Source organism: Massilia sp. LXY-6 (assembly GCF_051233485.1).
In the GTDB taxonomy this organism is placed as follows: Bacteria; Pseudomonadota; Gammaproteobacteria; order Burkholderiales; family Burkholderiaceae_D; genus Telluria.
In genome coordinates, this window is the sequence record NZ_JBKFGF010000078.1 from 1 (window position 1) to 22,029 (window position 22,029).

General features: G+C 66.7%; 21 protein-coding genes. 5 read left to right on the forward strand and 16 right to left on the reverse strand.

Annotated features, from left to right (window positions below):
• A partial coding sequence (locus ACI48D_RS24885) for an electron transfer flavoprotein subunit alpha/FixB family protein (protein ID WP_435573927.1) occupies positions 1–404 on the forward strand: 404 nt, incomplete at its 5' end.
• A gap of 29 nt (positions 405–433) precedes the next feature.
• On the opposite strand, the gene ACI48D_RS24890 is transcribed toward ACI48D_RS24885, so the two are convergent.
• From ACI48D_RS24890 to phaC, 4 genes are all read right to left on the reverse strand, one after another.
• Complete coding sequence (locus tag ACI48D_RS24890; RefSeq protein ID WP_435573928.1) at positions 434–1,597, reverse strand: cystathionine beta-lyase; 1,164 nt, start codon at positions 1,595–1,597, stop codon at positions 434–436.
• Between the two features lie 110 nt (positions 1,598–1,707).
• Positions 1,708–3,162, reverse strand: coding sequence for a 30S ribosomal protein S12 methylthiotransferase RimO (gene rimO / locus ACI48D_RS24895; protein WP_435573929.1), 1,455 nt, complete (start codon positions 3,160–3,162; stop codon positions 1,708–1,710).
• A 140-nt stretch (positions 3,163–3,302) separates the two neighbouring features.
• Complete coding sequence (gene phaR / locus ACI48D_RS24900) at positions 3,303–3,857, reverse strand: polyhydroxyalkanoate synthesis repressor PhaR (protein WP_435573930.1); 555 nt, start codon at positions 3,855–3,857, stop codon at positions 3,303–3,305.
• A gap of 195 nt (positions 3,858–4,052) precedes the next feature.
• Complete coding sequence (phaC, locus tag ACI48D_RS24905) at positions 4,053–5,822, reverse strand: class I poly(R)-hydroxyalkanoic acid synthase (RefSeq protein WP_435573931.1); 1,770 nt, start codon at positions 5,820–5,822, stop codon at positions 4,053–4,055.
• A 54-nt stretch (positions 5,823–5,876) separates the two neighbouring features.
• Between phaC and ACI48D_RS24910 the strand changes: the two genes are divergently transcribed.
• The gene (locus tag ACI48D_RS24910; RefSeq protein ID WP_435573932.1) at positions 5,877–6,092 is read left to right on the forward strand and encodes a hypothetical protein; all 216 of its coding nucleotides are present in this window, start codon (positions 5,877–5,879) and stop codon (positions 6,090–6,092) included.
• A gap of 6 nt (positions 6,093–6,098) precedes the next feature.
• Here the strand turns inward: ACI48D_RS24910 and pgeF are convergent, their stop codons facing one another.
• Together pgeF and ACI48D_RS24920 are read right to left on the reverse strand one after the other, a co-directional pair.
• On the reverse strand, positions 6,099–6,881 hold the full coding sequence (gene pgeF / locus ACI48D_RS24915) for a peptidoglycan editing factor PgeF (RefSeq protein ID WP_435573933.1): 783 nt from the start codon (positions 6,879–6,881) through the stop codon (positions 6,099–6,101).
• Entirely contained in the window at positions 6,881–7,897 is a 1,017-nt protein-coding gene (locus tag ACI48D_RS24920; RefSeq protein WP_435573934.1) for an RluA family pseudouridine synthase, read from the reverse strand. The genes pgeF and ACI48D_RS24920 overlap by 1 nt, the downstream gene beginning before the upstream one ends.
• 99 nt (positions 7,898–7,996) lie before the next feature.
• Between ACI48D_RS24920 and ACI48D_RS24925 the strand changes: the two genes are divergently transcribed.
• Positions 7,997–8,836: an outer membrane protein assembly factor BamD gene (locus ACI48D_RS24925; RefSeq protein WP_435573935.1), complete on the forward strand. Its 840-nt coding sequence runs from the start codon at positions 7,997–7,999 to the stop codon at positions 8,834–8,836.
• Between the two features lie 152 nt (positions 8,837–8,988).
• Here the strand turns inward: ACI48D_RS24925 and yaaA are convergent, their stop codons facing one another.
• A complete protein-coding gene (gene yaaA / locus ACI48D_RS24930) occupies positions 8,989–9,762 on the reverse strand; it encodes a peroxide stress protein YaaA (RefSeq protein ID WP_435573936.1) in 774 nt (257 codons plus the stop codon).
• A gap of 36 nt (positions 9,763–9,798) precedes the next feature.
• Here yaaA and ACI48D_RS24935 point away from each other — a divergent pair, with 36 nt between their 5' ends.
• Positions 9,799–10,245 carry a putative toxin-antitoxin system toxin component, PIN family gene (locus tag ACI48D_RS24935; protein WP_435573937.1) on the forward strand — a complete coding sequence of 149 codons (447 nt, stop codon included), beginning with the start codon at positions 9,799–9,801 and terminating at the stop codon, positions 10,243–10,245.
• A gap of 7 nt (positions 10,246–10,252) precedes the next feature.
• Positions 10,253–11,410: a pyridoxal phosphate-dependent aminotransferase gene (locus tag ACI48D_RS24940; RefSeq protein WP_435573938.1), complete on the forward strand. Its 1,158-nt coding sequence runs from the start codon at positions 10,253–10,255 to the stop codon at positions 11,408–11,410.
• A gap of 70 nt (positions 11,411–11,480) precedes the next feature.
• Here ACI48D_RS24940 and ACI48D_RS24945 read toward each other — a convergent pair whose 3' ends face one another.
• From ACI48D_RS24945 to ACI48D_RS24985, 9 genes are all read right to left on the reverse strand, one after another.
• Positions 11,481–12,794 (reverse strand): tetratricopeptide repeat protein, encoded by a 1,314-nt coding sequence (locus ACI48D_RS24945; RefSeq protein ID WP_435573939.1) that lies wholly within the window; start codon positions 12,792–12,794, stop codon positions 11,481–11,483.
• A complete protein-coding gene (locus ACI48D_RS24950) occupies positions 12,791–13,693 on the reverse strand; it encodes an ExeA family protein (RefSeq protein ID WP_435573940.1) in 903 nt (300 codons plus the stop codon). Before ACI48D_RS24950 ends, ACI48D_RS24945 begins: the two co-directional genes overlap by 4 nt.
• On the reverse strand, positions 13,693–15,474 hold the full coding sequence (mshL, locus tag ACI48D_RS24955; RefSeq protein ID WP_435573941.1) for a pilus (MSHA type) biogenesis protein MshL: 1,782 nt from the start codon (positions 15,472–15,474) through the stop codon (positions 13,693–13,695). The genes ACI48D_RS24950 and mshL overlap by 1 nt, the downstream gene beginning before the upstream one ends.
• A 24-nt stretch (positions 15,475–15,498) precedes the next feature.
• Positions 15,499–15,957, reverse strand: coding sequence for a hypothetical protein (locus ACI48D_RS24960; RefSeq protein WP_435573942.1), 459 nt, complete (start codon positions 15,955–15,957; stop codon positions 15,499–15,501).
• On the reverse strand, positions 15,942–16,631 hold the full coding sequence (locus ACI48D_RS24965; protein ID WP_435573943.1) for a hypothetical protein: 690 nt from the start codon (positions 16,629–16,631) through the stop codon (positions 15,942–15,944). Before ACI48D_RS24965 ends, ACI48D_RS24960 begins: the two co-directional genes overlap by 16 nt.
• Positions 16,628–17,281: a hypothetical protein gene (locus ACI48D_RS24970; RefSeq protein WP_435573944.1), complete on the reverse strand. Its 654-nt coding sequence runs from the start codon at positions 17,279–17,281 to the stop codon at positions 16,628–16,630. The genes ACI48D_RS24965 and ACI48D_RS24970 overlap by 4 nt, the downstream gene beginning before the upstream one ends.
• Entirely contained in the window at positions 17,278–18,174 is an 897-nt protein-coding gene (gene pilM, locus ACI48D_RS24975) for a type IV pilus biogenesis protein PilM (RefSeq protein WP_435573945.1), read from the reverse strand. The genes ACI48D_RS24970 and pilM overlap by 4 nt, the downstream gene beginning before the upstream one ends.
• 187 nt (positions 18,175–18,361) lie before the next feature.
• Positions 18,362–21,610 carry a DUF6701 domain-containing protein gene (locus ACI48D_RS24980; protein ID WP_435573946.1) on the reverse strand — a complete coding sequence of 1,083 codons (3,249 nt, stop codon included), beginning with the start codon at positions 21,608–21,610 and terminating at the stop codon, positions 18,362–18,364.
• Positions 21,607–22,029 (reverse strand): agglutinin biogenesis protein MshP (locus ACI48D_RS24985; RefSeq protein WP_435573947.1); only part of this gene is annotated, 423 nt, incomplete at its 5' end. The genes ACI48D_RS24980 and ACI48D_RS24985, both read right to left, overlap by 4 nt.

The window sequence follows — 22,029 nt, forward strand, 5'->3', positions numbered from 1 at the left end:
GCTTCGTCGGCCGCGAACTGGCCAAGTCGGACCGTCCGGAACTGACCGGCGCCAAGATCGTCGTCTCCGGCGGCCGCGGCATGGGTTCCGGCGACAACTTCAAGATCCTGGAACCATTGGCCGACAAGCTGGGCGCCGCCATGGGTGCCTCGCGCGCCGCGGTGGACGCCGGCTACGTGCCGAACGACTGGCAGGTCGGCCAGACCGGCAAGATCGTCGCGCCGACCCTGTACATCGCGGTGGGTATTTCCGGCGCGATCCAGCACCTGGCCGGCATGAAGGACTCGAAGACCATCGGCGCCATCAACAAGGATCCGGAAACGCCGATCTTCTCGGTGGCCGACTACGGCATCGTCGGCGACCTGTTCGAGATCGTGCCCGCGCTGGTCAAGGAACTCGGCTAAACGACTTCCCGCGCAGGCGGGAACCCGTATCAGAGTTGCGCAAACGCCTGCTCTAGATCCGCGATCAAGTCTTCTGTGTCTTCGAGGCCGACATTGAAGCGCACCAGGATGCCCGCATCCGGCCAGTTGCGGCGCATGCCCTGGATCCGGTACGGCATCACCAGGCTGTTGGCGCCGCCCCAGCTGTAGCCGATGCCGAACAGCGTCAAGGCATCGACGAAGCGGTCGGTCTGTTGCTCGGTATAGCGGGCGTCGAACAGCACCGAGAACAGGCCGCCGGCGCCCGTGAAGTCGCGCTCGAAATGTTCGTGGCCGGGGCAATCCTGGAAAGCGGGGTGCAGCACCTTCGTGATTTCCGGACGGGCCTTCAGCCAGCCAGCGAGCTTGCGCGCGGCGGCGTCATGGGCCTCGAAGCGCAGCTTCATGGTCGGCAGGCCGCGCATGACCAGGTAGGCATCGTCGGCGCTGACGCCCATCCCCAAGCGCATGTGGGACAGCGCGATGCGGTCGTTCAGCGCCTTGTCGCGGGTGATCACGGCACCCATCAGCACGTCCGATCCGCCCGACTGGTATTTGGTCAGGGCCTGCATGACGATATCGACGCCGAGGTCGAAGGCGCGCAGCGCGATCCCGGCCGACCAGGTATTGTCGAGCGCCACCAGCACGCCCTTCGCCTTCGCCACGGCGCAGATCGCGCGCAGGTCCGGCACTTCCATCGACACCGATCCCGGCGCCTCGGTCCAGATCAGCTTCGTGTTCGGCTGGATCAGGTCGGCGATGCCGGCACCGATCAAGGGATCGTAATAGCGCGCCGTGATGCCGAAGTCGGCGGACAGCCAGCGTCCCAGTTCGCGGTTAGGGTTGTAGACGTTATCCGGCAGCAGGACGTCGTCGCCGGACTTCAGCAGGGCCAGGTCGATCATCGCGATCGCGGCCAGGCCGGAGGGCGCCAGCAGGCAGTGATTGCCGCCCTCGATCTCGGCCAGGCGGGCTTCGAGCGTGAAGGTGGTCGGGGTGCCGTGCAGGCCGTAGGTATATGCGTTCTTGTTCTTCCAGTCGCCGCTGCGCATGCTGGCGACGTCCTTGAACAGGACCGTCGACGCATGGTGGATGGCGCTCGGAAAAGCTTCGAAGCCTGCGGGGGCCCGGTAGCCGCTGTGGATCAGGGTGGTCTGGAGGGATTTTTTGCTCATCGCGAGTCCATGCTACGTCGTCCCCGCGCAGGCGGGGACCTAAGTTTGCGTGCGTTCCGGCAGCTCTACGGACCTGGGGGCCGGTTAGGTCGGGAACGACGAGTCAACTCTCAGGCTACCGTCGCCCACAAATCGTGCGCATCCGCCTTGGTCACCACCACCTCGATGAATTCGCCGACTACCGGCTTGGCCTTGCCCGGCTGGAGCGCGCGCTTGATGTGGACCACGCCGTCGATTTCCGGCGCGTCCGCGTTCGAGCGTCCGATCGCTTCGCGCGGCCCGACTTCGTCGACCAGCACGCGGATTTTCTTGCCGACCTTGGCCTGCATGCGCTTCAGCGAAATCTCTTCCTGCAGCAGCATCACGCGCGCGCGGCGTTCCTCGCGCACCGCTTCCGGCACCGGATTCGCCAGTTCGTTGGCGCTCGCGCCTTCGACCGGCGAGTAGGCGAAGCAGCCCAGGCGGTCGATCTGCGCCTCGCGCAGGAAGTCGAGCAGGTATTCGAACTCCTCTTCCGTCTCGCCCGGGAAGCCGGCGATGAAGGTCGAGCGGATCACCAGGTCCGGGTTCATCTTGCGCCAGGCCAGGATGCGGTCCAGGTTCTTTTCGCCGCTGGCCGGGCGCTTCATGCGCTTGAGGACGTCCGGATGCGCGTGCTGCAGCGGGATGTCGAGGTAGGGCACGAGGTTCTCGCCCATCAGCGGGATCACCTGGTCGACGTGCGGATACGGGTAGACGTAGTGCATGCGCACCCAGGCGCCGTACTCCTTGGCCATCTCGCCCAGTGCCTCGGCCAACTGGGTCATGTGGGTCTTGATCGGACGGCCGTTCCAGAAGCCGGTGCGGAACTTGACGTCGACGCCGTAGGCGCTGGTGTCCTGCGAGATCACCAGCAGTTCCTTGACGCCGGATTTGAACAGGTTTTCCGCTTCCTTCAGCACCTCGTGGATCGGGCGCGACACCAGGTCGCCGCGCATCGACGGGATGATGCAGAAGCTGCAGCGATGGTTGCAGCCTTCCGAAATCTTCAGGTAGGCGTAGTGCTTCGGGGTCAGCTTGACGCCGTGGTCCGGCACCAGGTCGACGAAGGGGTCGTGCGGTTTCGGTAGGTGCAGGTGGACCGACTGCATCACCTCGGTGACGGCATGCGGACCGGTCACGGCCAGCACCTTCGGGTGCACCTTGGTGATGATATCGTCGCCCGCGGCATCCTTCTTGGCGCCCAGGCAGCCGGTGACGATCACCTTGCCGTTCTCGGCCAGCGCTTCGCCGATGGCGTCCAGCGATTCCTGCACGGCGGCGTCGATAAAGCCGCAGGTGTTGACGATCACGAGGTCGGCGCCGTCGTAGGAATTGGCGGTCTCGTACCCTTCCGCGCGCAGCTGGGTCAGGATCTGTTCGGAGTCGACCAGCGCCTTCGGGCAGCCGAGCGAGACGAAGCCGACCTTGGGTGCGGCGCCGTTGGTCGCCGGGGCCGGCGGAATCACGACCGGCGCCGGCGCTTCGGCGACGGCAGTGGCGGCAAGGTGGGAATCGGGAAGCGGATTGCGGCGGAGTTCAGGCATGTGGATTGCGGCGGAAAATTCTGGGCAATCCGCGATTGTACAGGAAGCGGGGGATGAGGAAAACCGAGGGATGAAAATGGGAACTGCTGAGTGGCGGAATCGCCATCAGCGTCGTCCCCGCCTCCGCGGGGACGACGAGGTTATTTCTTTTCCGGCGGCACGCCGAATGGGAAGGTGCCGAACATCGCCTTGCTCTGGCTCTGCATCTGCTCCTGCATCTGCAGGAACAGGTTCTTGCTCTGGTCGATGTAGTTGTTCATCATGCCCTGCATCATCGGGCCCTGGATGTTCATGAACTGGGTCCACATCTCGGTCGAGAGCGGCTTGCCCTCGAGCGCGCCGGCGGTGGAGCCGACGAACTTGTTCTGGATGTCGGTGAAGGCCTGGACGTTCTTTTCCAGGTAAGACCCCATCATGCCCTGCATCGCATGGCCGTAGTAGCGGATGATCTGGGACAGCACGCCGCTCGAGAACATCGGCACGCCGTGTGCCTCTTCCTCGAGGATGATCTGCAGCAGGATGCTGCGGGTCAGGTCTTCGCTGGTCTTGGCATCGACCACCGTGAACTCGTCGGCGTCGAGCACGAGCTGCTTGACGTCGGACAGGGTGATGTAGGAGCTGGTCTGGGTGTCGTACAGCCGGCGGTTCGGGTATTTCTTGATCAAGCGTTCGCTGCTCTTTTTTCCACTGCTCATCTCAGGTTCCAAATATTGCGCCGCAGCGCTTTTGTTATGCGATCCGCGGGCATGCTGGCAGTGCCGCGGCGTCTCCGTTCCAAGAGGATATTCTCTAAAATACCACGTTGTGAACGCAGGCGCAGCAATTATTCAACAGGCAACTCACGTATTTTTATGGCAAGTTGCCTGTCCATCAAGAACTTACGGGCATGCTCAGTCGGCGCGCGCCTTGACGTAGCGGCCCGGCGCCGGCTCGATCGGCTGGTAGCGTGCACTGCCCGGCTGGGCCGGCGGCGCGACGTCCTCGCCGCCGTTCTCGGCCAGGAATTTCGCCCATTCCGGCCACCAGCTGCCCTTCACTTCGGTGGCGTCGGCGAACCAGTCGGCCGGGCTCTTCGGACGAGCGCGGCCGTTGGCCTGGCCGACCCAGTAGCTGCGCTTGTTCTTCGAGGCCGGGTTGATGACGCCCGCTATATGACCGGAGGCACCCAGCACGAAGCGGTTCAGCTTCGGGTTCGCCTTCGCCTTCTTCGGGTTCAGCAGGTTCATCGAGGCGAACGCCGCTTCCCAGGGCACGATGTGGTCTTCCTTCGAGCCATAGACGAACACCGGGCAGTCGATCTTGCCGAGGTCGACGGAGACTCCCGCCACCGTCAGCGCACCCGGCTCCTTCAGCTTGTTTTCCAGGTAGGTGTTGCGCAGGTACCAGCAATACATTGGACCCGGCAGGTTGGTGCTGTCGGCGTTCCAGTACAGCAGGTCGAAGGCCGGCGGCGTCTTGCCCTTCAGGTAGTTCTGCTGGACGTAGTTCCACACCAGGTCGTTCGGCCGCAGCGACGAGAAGGTGGTCGCCAGGTCGCGGCCCGGCATCAGGCCGCCGCGCGCCAGTTGCTGCTCGCGCCGGGCGACCTGGGCCTCGTCGACGAACACGTCGAGCACGCCGTTGTCGGAAAAGTCGAGCAGGGTGGTGAACAGCGACAGGCTGGCCGCCGGCTGCCGTCCGCGCCCCGCTTCCACCGCCAGCGCGGTGGCGGCGATGGTGCCGCCGACGCAGAAGCCGAACACGTTCACTTTTTCCTTGCCGGAGATTTCACGCGCGACGTTCAGCGCCTGGATGGCGCCCTGCTCGACGAAGTCGTCCCAGGTCTTGTTGCCCAGCGACTGGTCCGGATTCCGCCAGGACATCATGAACACGGTATTGCCCTGCTCCACCAGATAGCGCACCAGCGAATTTTCCGGCTGCAGGTCGAGGATATAGAACTTGTTGATGCAGGGCGGCACCATCAGCAGCGGTACCTCGTGCACCGTCGGGCTGGCCGGGGTGTACTGGATCAGCTGGAACAGCTCGTTTTCGAACACCACCGTGCCCGGCGTGATGCCGACGTTGCGGCCGACCTCGAAGGCCGACTCGTCGGACTGCGAGATGCGGCCCTTCTGCATGTCGGCCAGCATGTTCTGCAAGCCCTTGGTCAGGCTCTCGCCATTGGTGTCGATCAGCTTCTGCTGGGCTTCCGGATTCGTCGCCAGGAAGTTGGCGGGCGAGAGCGCGTCGATGATCTGCTGCACCGCGAAGCGGATCTTGTGCTTGTCCCGCGAAGGCGTTTCGACCGCTTCGGCCATCGCCATCAGGAATTCGGAGTTCAGCAGGTAGGACGCGGCGCTGAAGGCCGCCATCGGGTTCGCGGTCCACTCGGGCGCCGAGAAACGCTTGTCCTTGAATTCGGGAGGCTTGCCGGTCATGACGTCCTGCCACAGGCGCATCGCCTTTTGCAAGTAGTCGTTGCGCAGCGCGTCCATCTTGGCTTGCGGCAGGCCGGCACCGAAGTCGCTCAGCATGCGCATCACCGGTGCCGCCTGCTGGGCCATGCCGCCGCCAAAGGCCGACGGGTCGGGAAACTTCATCCAAGACTGCCAAACGGAGGGATCGGAAAACTGCGACATCCAGGCAGCGCCTGGCGGCTGAGCGGCATCTAGCGTATTCATATCGGCGTCCATTGTTTAGAATCGGGTATTCAAGCGTGCAACCAGGAAAACGTTATGTGGATCGTCGCCATCGGATGGATGTATGTCGTGACCCTGATGGCGGCCACCGAGCCATCCGTGATCGCCGGCATCATGACGTTTCTGTTTTACGGCATCTTGCCATTATCTCTCGTTTTCTACCTGACGGGAGCATGGCAGCGCGGACGCGTGCGGCGTGCGCGCAAGCGGAAAAGTCAGCACTCTAAGCGCGGCGACGCCCCTACCAATTGATCCAGATCAAACTTGCCAGATCAGGCTAGCCTGGCGCCCGCTCCCCGCCCCATCGCGGCGATAGGAATAGAAGCGTTCGCGTTCGGTGAAGGTGCAGTGGCCGCCGCCATGCACACGGACTACATCGACGCGCGCCAGCAGGCGGCGCGCCAGCAAGTTCATGTCCGCCAGATATTTGCCTTCACGCCCAGGATAGGGGCGGAAGCCCTCCGCATGCCCGCCATCCGGCAGCGCGGCGCGGAAGGCGTCGAGCACGTCCGGCCCGACCTCGAAGGCTTGCGGGCCGATCGCCGGCCCGAGCCAGGCCGTGATCTCGCCGGCCCCTTGTGCGCGCATCGCCGCCACGGTGGCGCCAAGCACGCCGCCCGCCAGTCCGCGCCAGCCGGCATGGGCTGCGCCGACCACGTTGCCGTCCAGGTCCGCGAACAGCACCGGCAGGCAATCCGCCGTGAGGATCGCGCACACCACGCCGGCCTCTGTCGCAATGCTGGCATCGCCGACCCTTACCGGCGCGCCCGGCTGGACCATGCTGGCGTCGACCACCTCGGCGCCGTGCACCTGCGAGATCCAGGCAGGACGTCCCGGCAGCAGGGACTGCAGGCGCGCGCGGTTCGCGCGCACCGCTTCCGGATCGTCCTTCACGTGCAGGCCGAGATTCAGGCCGCCGCCGCCCTTGCCGTCATCGAAGGGAGCCGCGCTGACGCCGCCGAGACGGGTGGTCGCCAGTGCGCCGATATTGGCGGGCAAGTCCGGCCAGTGCGGCCGGATCGCGTCCTGGAGTCCCGCCATCAGGCCGCTTCCGGCTCGTCGATGCCGGCGCGCGCCAGCAGTTCGGCGAAATCGGCCGCCAGCGGCACGACCCACTCCATGTGCTCGCCGGTGGCCGGATGGCTCAGGCCCAGGCGGCGCGCCTGCAGGGCCTGGCGGTGGAAGAAGGACAGCAGGTGCGGCTTGCCGTACACGGTATCGCCGACCAGGCTGTAGCCCAGCGACTGCATGTGCACCCGGATCTGGTGGGTGCGGCCGGTTTCGAGGCGGCACTGCACCAGGCTGACCGGGCGGCGGTCCAGCTCACCCTTTGCCAGCAGTTCGTAGTGCGTGATCGCCGGCTTGGCCATCGGCGCATTCGACACCGCCATCTTGGTGCGCTCGGTCGGGTGGCGGCTGATCGGCGAGTCGACCGTGCCGGACAGGCGCGGCGTGCCCCACACGAGGGCGAAGTATTCGCGCTTCACGGTGCGGGCGGCCAACTGGCGCACCAGGTCGGTCTGCGCCTCGAGGGTCTTGCCGACCACCATCAGGCCGCTGGTATCCTTGTCGAGACGGTGCACGATGCCGGCGCGCGGCACCGACACCAGTTGCGGGCAATAATGCAGCAGACCGTTCAGCAGCGTGCCGGACCAGTTGCCCGAGCCGGGGTGCACGACCAGGCCGGCCGGCTTGTTGATCACGAGGATGGACTCGTCCTCGTAGACGATGTCGAGTGCCATCGCTTCCGGCGTGAAGGCCGTGTCTTCCGGCGCCGGCTGCGGCACCACGACGATGGTCTCGTCGCCGTAGGCCGTACCCTTGCCCTTCGCCGGCTTGCCGTCGACGGTGATGTGGCCGGCGTCGAACCACTGCTGCAGGCGGCTGCGCGAGAACTGCGGCACCAGGCCGGCCACGACCTTGTCGAGGCGCTGGCCGCAGTGCTCGGGATGCAGGGTCAGGGTAATCGGCGAAAAGTCGACGCCGCTCGGGGACAAGCCGGGTTCGGGGGTGAACTCGGCGTCCAGTTCGTCGTCCAAATCGGGGTCGAAAGGCATTTCCGCCGATTTCGGCGCAGCATTTAATATCACGTTGTTCCCATCGGCTATAATCAGCCGTTCGTTGAATCTCGGTAAAAACTTTCTTGCAAAAAGCTCATGCAAAAAAAATTGTCTGTATTGGTCGTGACGTGTGCCCTGCTCAGTTTGTCAGCTTGCGGTTTGTTACCGAAAGGCTCCGACGAGAGCAAGAACGTGTCAGCGTCGAAATTATACGCTGACGCGCGTGAGGAAATGGACGGCTTCCACTACGAAGCTGCCATCAAGCTGTTCGAGAAGCTTGAAACGAACTACCCGTTCGGCACCTATGCGACACAGGCGCAGATGGAAATCGCTTACGCGCACTATAAAGCCCAGGACCAGGCGGAGGCGCTGGCATCGGTGGAGCGCTTCATCAAGCTGCACCCGAACCACCCGAACGTCGACTACATGTACTACCTGCGCGGCCTGATCAACTTCAACGACCAGATCGGCTTCATGAGCTTCATCTACGCCCAGGATCCGACCGAACGCGACCCGAAGGCGACCCGCGAAGCCTTCGCCGCGTTCAAGGAACTGGTCGACAAGTTCCCGAACAGCAAATATGCGCCGGACTCGATCCAGCGCATGAACTACCTGATCAACGCGATGGCTTCCTACGAGGTCCACGTGGCGAACTACTATTACCGCCGCGGCGCCTACCTGGCCTCCCTGAACCGTGCGCAGGACGCCGTCACCAACTTCCCGACCTCGCCGGCGCGCGAGGAAGCGCTGTTCATCATGATCCGCAGCTATGACAAGCTGGGCATGCCGGACCTGCGCGACGACACCCAGCGCCTGTTCCAGGCGAACTACCCGAACAGCCGCTTCCTGGGCGGCAAGGGCAGCGGCGATGCGGCGTGGTGGAAGTTCTGGGCGAAATCGGGCGCGCAGCCGGCGCCGAAGGATGCTGTGCAGTAAATCTGCGGTAAACACTAAAACGCCTGCCGAGCGCAGGCGTTTTTTTATGCCGCAAAACGTCGCCCCGCGCAGGCGGGGACCCAGGTTGGCCGGCGTTTCGACTGCTCATGTAAAACTTGGATTCCCGCCCGCGCGGGAACGACAGATTCTGTTTACCCGGCCTCTACTCTGCGCCGGAACACCCACTCCTTCTCCGTCGACACACCCGCATCGAAGGCGTAGCCGTCGACATCGAATTCCTTCAGCCGCTGCGGATCGGTGATGCCCCGCTCGGCCGCATAGCGCGCCATCATCCCGCGCGCGCGCTTGGCGAAGAAGGAGATGATCTTGTACTTGCCGTTCTTCCAGTCCTCGAACACCGGCACGATCACCGGCACGTCCAGCAGCTTCGGCTTGACCGACCTGAAGTATTCTTCCGAGGCCAGGTTCACCAGCGCGTCCGCCCCATTTGCCACCAGCGCCTCGTTCAGCGCGCCCGTCACCGTCTCGCCCCAGAACGCGTACAGGTCCTTGCCGCGCGGGTTGGCCAGCTTCGTGCCCATCTCCAGGCGGTAGGGATGCATCCGGTCGAGCGGGCGCAGGACGCCGTACAGGCCGGACAGGATGCGCACGTGGTCCTGCAGGTAGGCCAGTGCCTGCGGCGCCAGGCTGCGCGCGTCCAGGCCCGTGTAGACGTCGCCGTCGAAGGACATCACGGCCTGGCGCGCTTCAAGGTGGTCCGGATGCCAGCTGGCGTAGCGGGTCACGTTCAGCACCGCCAGCGGGTCGGAGATGCTCATCAGCGCACCGACCTGCGCCGGCGAATACTCCTTCAGAACGCGGATCAGCTCCGCGGCGCGGTCGATGAATTGCGGGGTGGTGTGGCGGTCGGTGGTGGGTGGGGTATCGAGGTCGAGCGATTTGGCGGGTGATAGAACGATCAGCATAGGTAAGAAACTGGTACAACCGGTAGAATTGCCGACATGATACCTGCTCTGGAAAAACCCATCGTCATCGACACCAATGTTTGCCTCGACCTGTTCGTGTTCCGCGACCCGCGCTGGGCCAGCCTGCTGGCCGCGCTGGAAAACGGCACGGTCGATGCCGTGACCCGGGCCGATTGCCGCGACGAATACCTGCACGTCCTGCACTACCCCCACCTGCCGCTCGACGACAGCACCCGGCCGGATGCCGCGGCGCGCTTCGACGCCCTGATCCGCGTAGTGGCGCCCGACAGCCGCGCGATCCGCCTGCCGGTCTGCACCGACCGCGACGACCAGAAATTCCTCGAGATCGCGCGCGACGCCGATGCCGCCATCCTTGTCACCAAGGACAAGGCCCTGCTCAAGCTGGCCAAAAAGACCGCGCGCGAAGGCCTGTTCCGGATCATGCAACCCGAAGCCTGGGTCAAACTGGGCTCCCAACCGTAAAACCACCATGCCCACTCCCGTTCTCCAATCGCGCCTGCCGGCCGTCGGCACCACCGTGTTCACCCTCATGTCAGCCCTCGCCGCCGAACACGGCGCGGTCAATCTCGGCCAGGGATTCCCGGACTTCGGCTGCGACCCGCGCCTGCTCGGGCTGGTCGACGACGCCATGCGCGCCGGCCTGAACCAGTATCCGCCGATGTCCGGCGTGCCGCTGCTGCGCGAGACCATCGCCGCCAAGATCCAGGCCCTGTACGGCCGCGCCTACGATGCCGCCACCGAGATCACGGTCACGGCCGGCGCCACCCAGGCACTGACCACCGCGATCCTGTGCGCCGTGCATCCGGGCGACGAAGTCATCATCATCGAACCGGCCTACGACAGCTACCTGCCGGCCGTGCAGCTGGCCGGCGGCGTGCCGGTGACGGTGTCGATGCGGGTCGACTCCAGCGGCTACAGCGTGCCCTGGGACGAGATTGCCGCGGCCGTGAGCCCGCGCACCCGCATGATCGTCATTAACAGCCCACACAACCCGACCGGCTCGATGTTGCGCCGCGCCGACCTGGACGCCCTCGCCGCCATCGTCGAAGGCACCGATATCCTGATCCTGTCGGACGAGGTCTACGAGCACATGGTCTACGACGGACAGCGGCACGAGTCGGTCAGCCGCGACCCGAGGCTGGCCGAACGCGCCTTCGTCGTCTCCAGCTTCGGCAAGACCTATCACGTGACCGGCTGGAAGGTCGGCTATGTGGCGGCGCCAGGCAGCCTGACGGCGGAGTTCCGCAAGGTCCACCAGTACAACGTGTTCACCGTGAACACGCCGATGCAGCACGGCCTGGCCGGCTACATGCGCGATCCGCAGCCCTACCTGGAGCTGCCGGCCTTCTACCAGAAGAAGCGCGACCTGTTCCGCGACGGCCTGGCGCGCACCCGCTTCACGCTGCTGCCGGCGGACGGCACCTATTTCCAGTGCGTGAAGTACGATGCGGTGTCGAACCTGAGCGAATCGGAATTCGCGCAGTGGCTGACGCGCGAGATCAAGGTGGCGGCGATTCCGGTGTCGGCTTTCTACAGCCAGGGCAAGGAATCGGGCATCGTGCGGTTCTGCTTTGCCAAGCAGGATGAGACGCTGCGGGTGGCGCTGGAACGGCTGGCGAAAGTCTGAAGCTTGAGCGTCGTTCCCGCCTTCACGGGGACGACCGGGAAGCGGCTCGCCTTGGCGCGCAGCTTACGGCTCAGCGGCTGAGCTGCTGCAGGCGCCGCTCCACGAACGCTTGCAGCTCCGCCGACAGCGTCCCGCTGGCACGCGCACGCTGGAACGCTTCCTGGGCCTCGGCATTGCGCTTCTCGGCCTGCAGCGACATCCCCAGGCCCATCCACCACACGCCATTGCCGGGCATCGCGCGCAGCGCCGCATGGTACTGCTCGGACGCCTCGCGGTAGCGCTGGTCGCGCTGCAGGGCGCCGGCCAGGAAGGCGTGGTAATCGGCGTTGCTCCCGGCGTACGGGAGGGTCCGGGTCAGCGTCTCGATGCCCGAGCCGCCGCGCTCGATCTGCATGCGCGCCAGCAGCATCGCCAGCGCCGGCTGGCGCACATTCAGGGCCAGGCCGGCCTGCAGGTGGCGGATCGCTTCGTCGCCGCGCTTCGCTTCGATCAGCAGCCCCACCAGGGTCTGGCGCGCGGCGTCGTGGCCGGGATCGAGCCTCAGGACCTGCTCCAGCGCGGCGACGGTTTCCGTCACGCGGCCGTCCTGCAGGCTGGCCAGCGCACGGCGGTACTCGCCTTCGGCGCGCTGCGACGCCGATTCCTGGCGGCCATCGGCCCCGCCGTGCTTGCCCTTGGCCTTTGCGGCACCGGGTGCGTCGGCGCCGGCCGCCGCCAGCGTTGCCGCCTTGCGAGCGCGAGGCTTGAGGGCGCTGGCTTCCATCCGCGCCTGCAACTGGGCCATGATGGCCTGGCGCGCGGCGCGCGCTTCCTCGCTGTCCGGTTCGAAGCCCGCCACGCTTTTCGGCCGGGCGGCCGGCGTCAAGGCCTCGGGCGCCGCAGCTTTCCGGGCCGCGTGCTTGTCGGCGGTTGCGGCGGCGGGGGCGTCGTCGCGCCGGGCAGGCCTGGCGGGGGCGGCTGCGGGGGCGGCTGCGCCTGCGGCAAGCGGCTCCGGCGCGGGCGCTACGGGTGCCGGCAACGGTGCCGGAACGGCGAGCGGCGGCGCGGACGCACCGGCGTTCGCCGTTCCCACGGTGATGGTGCTGCTCATGCCCTGCGCCGGCGTGATCGGGGCCGGCGCCGGCCTGGCGACACCGGCTGCACTCGCGGCGGCCACGCGCGGCTTGTCCGCGGCAGGCGCCTGCCCGTACTGGGTCCAGCCGTACCAGGCCAGGGCCAGGGTGGCGACCGCGCCGCCGGATGCGGCCGCGATGGTCCGGACGTTCGCACGGCCAGGCAAGCTTGCGCGCGCGCGCGCCACCGGCCGGATCTGGGGCGGGAAGGAGTCGGCGCCCGGCGTGCCGCGCGCATCGAGGTCCTGGAGCATCTTGTTAATCAGGCTCATGATCTCGTGATCACCCAGGTGACGCCGGCAGCCGCGCCGGCCAGCAAGGCGCCGACGGTGGCCCAGGGCAGGATGCGGCGGCGCTTGCCGCTGGTCGCCAGGGTGTCCGTCGCGGCCGCGCCCACGTGCGCGCGGGTGATGGCGTGGCCGCCTTCGCCATAGCACAGCATCAGTGCCTTGTGCGCCAGCACGTTCACCAGGCGCGGCACGCCGCCGCTGGCCGCGTACAGCCGCGCGATCGCGCCGCGCGAGAACAGGCGCGCGCCGCCGAAGCCGGCCACGCGCAGCCGGTGGGCGACGTAGAAATCGAGGTCGTCGCGGCTCAGCGGCCCGAGGTGGTAGTGGAAGGTGATGCGCTGGGCCAGCTGGCGGATCGATTCCAGTTCCAGCTTGCGGTTCAGCTCCGGCTGGCCGAACAGCACGATCTGCAGCAACTTGCGCTTTTCCGTTTCCAGGTTGGTCAGCAGGCGCAGCGCCTCCAGGCTCTCGACCGGAATCGCCTGCGCTTCGTCGAGGCACAGCAGCACGCGCTTGCCCTGCCCGGCCAGGTCGAGCAGGCGGTCCATGATCGACTTCAGCAGGCGGTGCTGATCGACGTCCTTGTCGAGCCGGATCTCGAGTTCGTCGGCCAGGGCCAGCATCAGGGTGCGCGGCTCCAGGTAGGGATTCGGGATGTAGGCGGTGACGAAGCCCGGGCCCAGGGTCGCCATGAACTTGCGGCACAACAGGGTCTTGCCGGTGCCGACCTCGCCGGTGATCTTGATGAAGCCTTCGCCGTTGCGCGCCGCCACCAGCAGCGTGTTCAGGGCTTCCTGCGAACGCGGGCTGCCGAAGAAGAAGCTGGTGTCCGGCGTGATGCCGAACGGCGCTTCACGCAGGCCGAAGTGGGTGGTGTACATCAGCGTATCCCCCGCGTGCGCGGATCGAGCTGCTCGATGCGGCGGCCGGCGTCGAGCAAGTCGTCGTTCCAGTTGTTGATGCCTTCGACGATGGTCGGCTTGATCAGCACCACCAGCTCGCGCTTCTGGTTGACGCGTTTTTTCGCGCCGAACAGATTGCCCAGCACCGGCACGCTGCCGGCCACCGGCACCTGCGAGTTGTCGGCGGTCGAGGACTGGCGCATCAGGCCGCCGATCGCCACCACCTGGCCGTTCGAGCCGCGCACGATGCTGTCCAGCTCCGAGGTTGCCGATGCCGCCAGCGGCAGGTTCAGATTGCCGGCCGAGCCCAGGCTCACGGCCTTGTTCACGGTCGACACCTGGCTCACCGAGGGGTGCACGTGCAGCAGGATGTTGCCGCGGTCGTCGATCTGCGGCGTCACGTCCAGCACCACGCCCGAAAAGAAGGCCTGCAGGGTCACGCTCGGCGTGGTGGTGGTGCCGGCCGCGGTCGAGTTGGTATTGGTGGTCACGCCGGTCACGAAGAATTCGTCGGTACCGATCTTCAGCACCGCCTTCTGGTTGTTGACCGCCGCCACGCGCGGGCTGGACAGGACATGCACCGTGCCCTGGGTCTCCAGGAAGGAGATCAAGGCCGCGAAATTGCTGGTCTGGACCGCCAGGCCGAACATCGAGCCGGCGGTGGCGGCCGCGTTCGACAGCGAGAAGCCGGAGCTGGCCGACAGGCCGGTGCTCGGGTCGCTGATGGCGGGCGGCTGGCCGCCGTTGAACGGCAGCGGGGTCAGGGTCGAACCCGGCGCCAGCAGGCCGCCCGAGACGCGGTTGTCATGGCCGCTCCTGAGCGAGGCGAAGGAGGCCCAGTTCACGCCGCTCTGGAAGCTGTCGTTCAGTTCGACCTCGAGGATCTTTGCTTCCAGGATCACCTGGCGGTCGACCGCCAGCTGGGTCGCCTTCAGGTAGGCATCGACGTTGCGCAGCTCCTCCGGCATGGCGCGGATCACGATCACGCCCGACTGCGGGCTCACCACCACGCTGCGCCCGCCCTCCTTCGAGCCGACGATGGCTTCGATGGAGGTCTTCAGGTCGCCCCAGAAGTCGGTGCTCGAGCTGGTGCTGACGTCGGTGCTCTCGACCTGGGACTGGTTCTGGCCGTTCGGATTGTTCGGGTTGTTCTGATTGTTCTGGTTATTCTGGTTATTCTGGTTGTTGCCCTGGCCGCCGTTCTGGTTGTTGACGGCGTTCGACACCGAGGTCGACGAGACGCGCAGGTTCGACACCCCGCGGCGGTTGCCGACCAGGTAGTTCACGCGGAACATCTTGGTCTGCATGGTCAGCGGCTTGATCGAAATGCGGGTGCCTTCGATCCGGTAGTCGTAGCCGTACATCTCGCGCACCGCGTCCAGGGTCTCCTGCAGGGTCACGTCCTTCAGGTTGGCGGTAATCGAACCGCTGACGTCCGGATGCACCAGGATGTTGTAGCGCGTGCCGGCAACGATCGAACGGAAGAACTGCTGGGCCGGGACGTTGTTGAAGGAGACGTTGAAGCGTTCCTCGAGCGCCGCCCTGGCCTTCGGCAGCTGGGTCGCCAGGCTCGATGCCGGCGGCAGCAGCGCGTTGGCGACGGCATCGTCGAGCGCCGGCGCGGCGGGGGCGCGCTTGTTGGCGGCGCCGGCACCGGCGACTTCGCGCTTGATCTCGTCGTAGGTGGTGCCGCCCGGGGTGCTCTGGCAACCGGCCAGCACTACCGCCGCCAGCAGCGTCATCGAAAATGTGTGTTGCATCGTATTCGTCCTCGTCTCGGGCTCTCAGCGCCTTGCCTGCGCCTGTGGGTGCGCGCGTACCGGCGTGACGCCGGACGCTTCCTCGGCGTACAGGCGCAGCACCTGGCGTTCGGCGCCGCGCACCAGTTCGACTTCGTTGTCGCCGATCCGGGCCACGCGCGCGCCCTGGAACTGCCCGCCCAGGCGCACGGTTTCGCCATCGATCACCGCCAGGTGGCGGCCGCCCGCCTCGCGCGCGACCAGGATGCTCTGCAGGCGCGGACCGCCGGCTGTTGCCGCGGCGGCGCCCGGCGCCGCTCCGGCGAACTGCGCGGCGGCCGGCGGACGGGTCGGGTCCCGCAGCGTCTCGCCGTGGGCCTGCCCGTGTACCTGCTCATGTACCTTGTCCTGCGCCTGCACGGGGCCGGCAAGCAGCAGCCACAGGATCGCGAACTTCGGGGCCACGCGCGCCGCCGCGCGCGCCGGGCTCAGATCTTCATCCATTTTTCGTCCAGGCTCAGGGTGTACAGGGTCAGGGTCAGGCGCACGCTCGGGTATTCCTCGACCTCGAGTTGGGCCTTGCCCCAGAACAGCTGGGCCGGCAGCCCTTCCAGCGCGGTCATGTAATCGACCATGTCGAGGTAGCTGCCGCGCACGATGAGTTCGACGCCGTGGCGGAACAGCAGTTCGCGCTTCGCCGGCGACTTCGGCGCGGCGGCGGTGGCGGCGGCGTCCTTGTCCGCGCCGATCCCGCTCAAGGGTTCGACCTGCAAGGTGCGCAGCGACACCATCTTCAGGCGTCCGTTGGCGCGCAGGATCGCCTCCAGCAGCGGCGCCACACGCTCCGGCGCCACCAGGCCCTGCTGCATCGCGCGCAGGCTCTCGGTCAGCCGGCCCGATTCCTCGCGGGTCGCCGCCAGCCGGGCGCGTGCCGGCGCATCCGGATCGGCTGCGGCCGCCTGCAGTTTCTGGGTGATCTCGGCGTTGATGCCGGCGATGTTGTTCTGCTGCTGCACGACCTGACTGCGCAGCAGTTCCTGCTTGCGCAGCAGCGGGCCGAGCACGCCCAGGTTGGCGATGAAGGCCAGCGCGGCCGCGGCGGCGCCGAAGCTCAGGATGCGCTCGCGCTGGCTCAGCGCGTCGACGCGCGCGGCGAAGCTCAGCCAGCGTTGTTTCATGGCGCGGCTCCGGGCTTTGCCTGGGGCGTGGACTGCAGGCTGAATTCGACGTACGGCGCCGGGGCGCTGCTTTCCTTGCCGTCCCGGACGACCTTCAGCGCGGCGGCCTCGCCGATCTGCAGGCTGCCGACCGGCTTGCCCTGCATGACGCGTTCGTTGCGCAGGCGGCCCAGGAAACCCGGCACCAGGGCTGGATCGAGCGCGCGCCCGCGCACGCCGAGGTCGAGGCCGGCGCCGGCGATGCTGACGCCGGTCAGCCAGAGGCCGTCCACGCTCTGGCGCGCCAGCGCGCGGAAGTATTCGGCATAGCCCTCGGTGTTGCCCAGTTCGCCGCGCTCGATCACGCCGGCGACTTCCTTCAGGCCCAACAGCTCGTCCTGGGCCCGGGACAGTTCCTCGGCCAGCTGCGGATCTTCCTTGCGCGGGGCAAATTCGGCGCTCACGCTGGCCAGCCGCTTTTGGGTCCTCTCGAGCTGGGCCGCGCCCTGGTCGGCCTGGGCCTGCAGGCTGGCCACGCGCACCCTGGCGGCTACGCCCATGACCGTCAGGCCGAGCGCCAGCACGCCCAGCGCAGCGGCCATGGTGGCGGCCGTGAAGAGCTTCTTCGTCTGCAGGAAGGCCGGATTGAAAAGGTTGACTTGCTGGCTCATGTCGCGCCCTCCTCCATGCGCAGCGCGGCGCCGATGGCGACGAAGAAGCGCTGCTGGCGTGCCGGTTCGCGCAGTTCGGGCATGCCGTCCAGGTCCAGCAACTGCCCCAGGTCGAGGGTCTCGACGCGGGTGTACAGGTTGCCGGCCAGGTATTCCTGCAGGCCGTCGGCGCCGCTCGGGGCCAGCACGAGCTTGGCCACGCTGATGAAGGAGAACTGGCGCTCGGCATTGTCGAGCGAGCGCTGCAACTCGAGGGTGACCTTGTCGAAGCTGTGGTGGCGCCGCTCCTGGTCGCTGTCCAGCAGCTGGGTCAGGGACACGTCGATGCGGCGCGACAGATACAGTTCGCCGCGCCAGGACACGGTCAGCAGCCCGCCATCCTCGCCGAACGACAGCATGGCGATGCCGCGGCCTTCCGGCTCCAGCATGGCGGAGACGTTACGCTGGGCCATTTCGGGAATGTCGATGGTGCACAGGCGGATCCGGGCCTGGGTGAACAGGCTCTGGCGCGCCTGGATCGTGCTGTTGCGCGCGGCCACCGCGAACACGCTTTGCTGGGGCCGCGCCGCGGCGTTGGGGTCGAGCGGAATGTCGAGGACGTCGTAGGTCGCTTCAAGCACGGGAAAGTCGAGCAGGTCCTTCAGGCGCCAGCGCATCGCGGTCTTGAGTTCCTCGCGCGGCACGTTCGGTGCCTCCACCGACATGAACTGGTAATCGCCGCCGCCCAGCACGGTGGTGCAGCGGTAGTTCGCGGCATGCAGCTCCTTGCCGGCCTTTTCCAGCGCGTCGGCGCCAGGTGCGCCGGGAAAGAAAGCGGCCACCGCCAACGCAGGCTTTCCCGAGACTGGACGGCGCACGCTGGCGGCGGCGATGCCGTCGCGCTGCAATACCATCGCCAGCCAGGCTTCTGTCTTTTGTGTTTTCCTTAAAAAACGCATGCGGTGGCGGTGGGATTTGGTGAGTTTCGGAAGGATTTCGCTAGTTCCTTGATTATATTCAACTTACGCTGAAAGCCGATACCATTTTTTCACTGTGGAAAAATATTTTCGGTTTTCACCACATTTTTACCGCCCGGTATCCTCAATACAGCTCGCGCAGGTAGATCAGCGGGCTTTTGTACAGGCCGAAGGTGGCGCGCGCCTGGGTGCTGGGCAGCCAGGGAGCGTCGGCGCTGTCGAGCGTGTAGTCGACGCTGCCCACGGTCCCGCGTGGTGGCGCCTGCAGCATCAGGGTGGCCTTGCCGTGGGTCAGGGCGAGCGGGACGGCGCCGGCCACCGTCAGAGGATTGGCGGTGCACGCTCCCGACTTCCCGTCCTGGGCGAAGAACTTCCTGCAGCCGTTGCTCAGCGGCCGGATGGCGGAGGCCACCAGGCCGGCTTCGTCGCTGGCGCTGGCGGCCCAGGCGCTGGCATTCCAGTACTGGGCGGCCAGCGGCACCGGCAGGCGCAGCAGGTCGGTGCCGAACACGTTCGGCACGAACAGGCGGCCAGCCACGACCAGCAGGCCGTCTTCGTTTTGCGGCGTCCAGGTGCCGGCGGGGATCCGCGACGTGATGACCGGATTCGCGCTGCCGCCGGGCAGGATGGTTTCGGTCATGCTTGCGCGCAGGTAGACCAGGGTCGGCGCGCCCCAGTCGCCCGCGCTGCGCGACACCGCGGTGGCCGGATTGTAGGGATTGCCGGTACTGTAACTGGCCGCACCCTTCAGTTGCGGAAAATCGGTGGGGCCGGTACTGGTCGGCATCGCAGCGGCCGTGAGCGAACCGGTTGCCGGCGTCGCCGCATCGTTGGGCGCCTTGGCGGCCGTCAGCGTGACCGGGCGCGCGCTGTCGTTCTGGAACAGCGACAACAAGGTCGGCTCGCCGTTGCGCGGCACACCATACGGCGTGACCGTGTAACTGAAGGGTTGCCGCGAATAGGCGACGCCGCTGACCGGGAAAGTCGGCTTGGCGGGGTCGCTCGAGACCGCCGGGCAGTTCATCGCCGGCAGGCAATTGAAATTGGCATTCACGTCGGTCACGAAATGGTCGGGATAGAAACGGCCGATGACGTGCGTGCCATTCACGACCCGTTTCTCCGGGTACACACCGACGTCCCCCGGCGGCCCCCCGACCTGCCCCGTTCCCAGGTAGTCGATGAGGTAAGGGGTGGCGGCGACATTCCCGGCCTCGTACCAGCGCACCTGGGCGTCCATAGCCCCGAAGCCCGCGACACCGGCGTTGCGCGCAAACGGCTGGTCGAACGCGAACGCATCGACCACCACGCCGGTCTTGTCGTCGATCGCCAGTTTCGGGCTGACCTTCGGGTTCAACAGGAACAGGTCGAGCCGCAGGTCGAGGTCGATCGTGTCGTCCGGCAGCACGCCTGTCAGCTCGACCGGCTCCTTGCCGAAGCTGGGCGCGAACTGGTTGTTCGCCATCAGGGCGCCGACGCGCATGGTGAAGGGATCGCCGGCCCTGGCGAAGCCGTAGCGCTCGTCCTTCAGCCAGTTGTCGCCCGCCGTGCCCATGTAGTCGTCGGTGCCGTCGGCGCGGAACACCCGTTGAAAGCGGATATCGGCCGGCTTCGAGATGAAGTCGACCGTACCGACGATGGCGCCATTCCAGCGCAGCGTCAACGACACCCGGCCGGTGTCGGCGTAGAACAGGGGCGCGAGCGCGGCCCCGCCGGCCAGCACGGCGCTCGGCTTGCCGGCCGGGAGCTTGGCGCCCACCGTCCGCCAGGTGCCGCCGCAATCGAAATCGGTCCTGCCGGCATAGGCGATGGCGACGCCGGAATTCGGCAGGCAAGCGAACCTGAAGTCCAGCGACAGCGGATAGTCGGTATCCTGCATCTTGCTGGCGATTTGGCCGCTCTTGACGGCCGTGATATAGACCGCCGTGTTCTGGGCCGCCGCGACGACCGGCCCGATGAAGCGGTGGCATCCGGTCTCCTGCGGCGAGGTGACGATCTTCTGGCCATCCGTGCAGGCCTCGCTGGTGAACACGAACGCCGCGGAGCTGCTGTCGGCCGCGGTGGCGCTGTTGCTGGCCGTGTTGTTGGCGCTGTTGTTGTCGCCGGTCTTGCCGGACACGGTGGCCGTATTCGTGTAATTCGCGGCCGCGGTCGGCGTCACCGCGATTACCAGCGGCGACATCCTGGCCCCCGGCTTGAGCGGTCCGGGCTGGGTGCAGGTAACGATCGTCTGGCCATTGCTCTGGACAGTCGAACAGGTCCAGCCGGCGCCGCCCGCCGAGATCAGATTGAGCCCGGCAGGCAGGGTGTCCACGATGGTCACCGGGCCGATCTCGTCGTCGAGGCCGCCGTTGGTCACGCTCAGCGTGTAGTTGGTCGAGCTGCCCACCGTCAGGTCGCCGGTGCGGGTCATGGCCAGCGACAGGTCGGCGTTCCCCACGTAGGGCATGGCGACGATCTCGGCGCCGAGCAGTACCAGGTCCTGGCCGGACCGGTAGGTGGAGGACGCCGTGGTCTGCCCCGGCTGGATCAGCGGCGGGGCCAGGGTGTAGACGTCGAAGTCGATGCCGTAGGAGCGCGTGTCCCCGGTGACGTTGCTGGCCGAGTTGAACTGGTTGCCTGCCGGGTTGATCGCGTCCGACAGCTGGTGGCCGTTGAACAGCAGGTCCTCGCCCCCCTGCGACAGGACGGCGTCGCCTTCCCAGGTGATGTGGCCGACGCGCCCGGTGACATTGGCCGGCAGCGGGTTCGGGACGTTGAAGTCGCCGAGGTCGATCGTCACGCCGTTGTTCTGGAAGGCCTGGAAGCCTTCGTACAGGTTCAGCATGCGGAACGGCTCGTTCGGGTGCGCGTACACCACGACCAGGGCGAAGCCGGCGAGCACGGTGTGCGCGCTGCACCACGGTTCGCCATTGTCGACCGTCAGGTCGTTGAAGGTGTAGGTCCCGTTGCCCTTCTTCGCCACCTGGGCGGTGACGTCGGCCGCGCCGCTGAAATACGCGTACGTGATGCCGTTGCTGCTGGGCTTCGCGATGTATTGCCGCTTGGCGGTCGCGGTCACGCTGACGCCGTCGAGGCTCACCGTATAGTCGGGCGTGGCGCCCGAGCCGGCCCAGTACAGCTGGGCGCTCTTGATGGTGGCGCCGCTCGGAATGCCGGACAGGGAGGCGGACAGCTTCTTGTTCGGATTGGACACGCTGCAGGACTTGCTGTCGTCCTTGTTGCGCTGGGTCTCCTCGGTCCCCGTGAAGTTGAGGTTGCCGCGCAAGCTCTGGAACAGCGAGACCGGGGCGTCGGCGCGCGCCGGCAGCCCCCCTGCCAGCAGCAGGACACCGACGAATAAGGCAAGCCAGCGGCTGGCGAAGCGCTGCCTCATAGTTCCGCCTCCAGGGTACGGCGCACGAATTCCGCGTCGTTCACGTCGGGACAGCGGCCGGCCGCGTCGGCGATGTTGCAGGCGGTCGAGGTGACGACGAAACGCGTCAGGTCGCCCGTCCCCTGCGGCTGGCACTTGACGACCACGCTGAAGCCCGACAGCGAAGTCCCGGCCGGCATCATGAACATCGTCTCGGCCGCGCAGGCGCCGTTACGGGTGCGGCGGAAAATGCCCCATTCCAGTCCGGCGCGCGCGGCCTGGTAGGCGCGCGCGCCCAGCAGATCGAGGTTGGCGCTGCCCTGCTGCGAGGTGTAGATCCCGACCATGGCCACGCCCAGGCCGGCCAGCACGACCAGCAGGAAGATCGCGGTGACGATGCCGACGCCGGCTTCGCGCCGGCGGATGCGGAGGATGTGTTT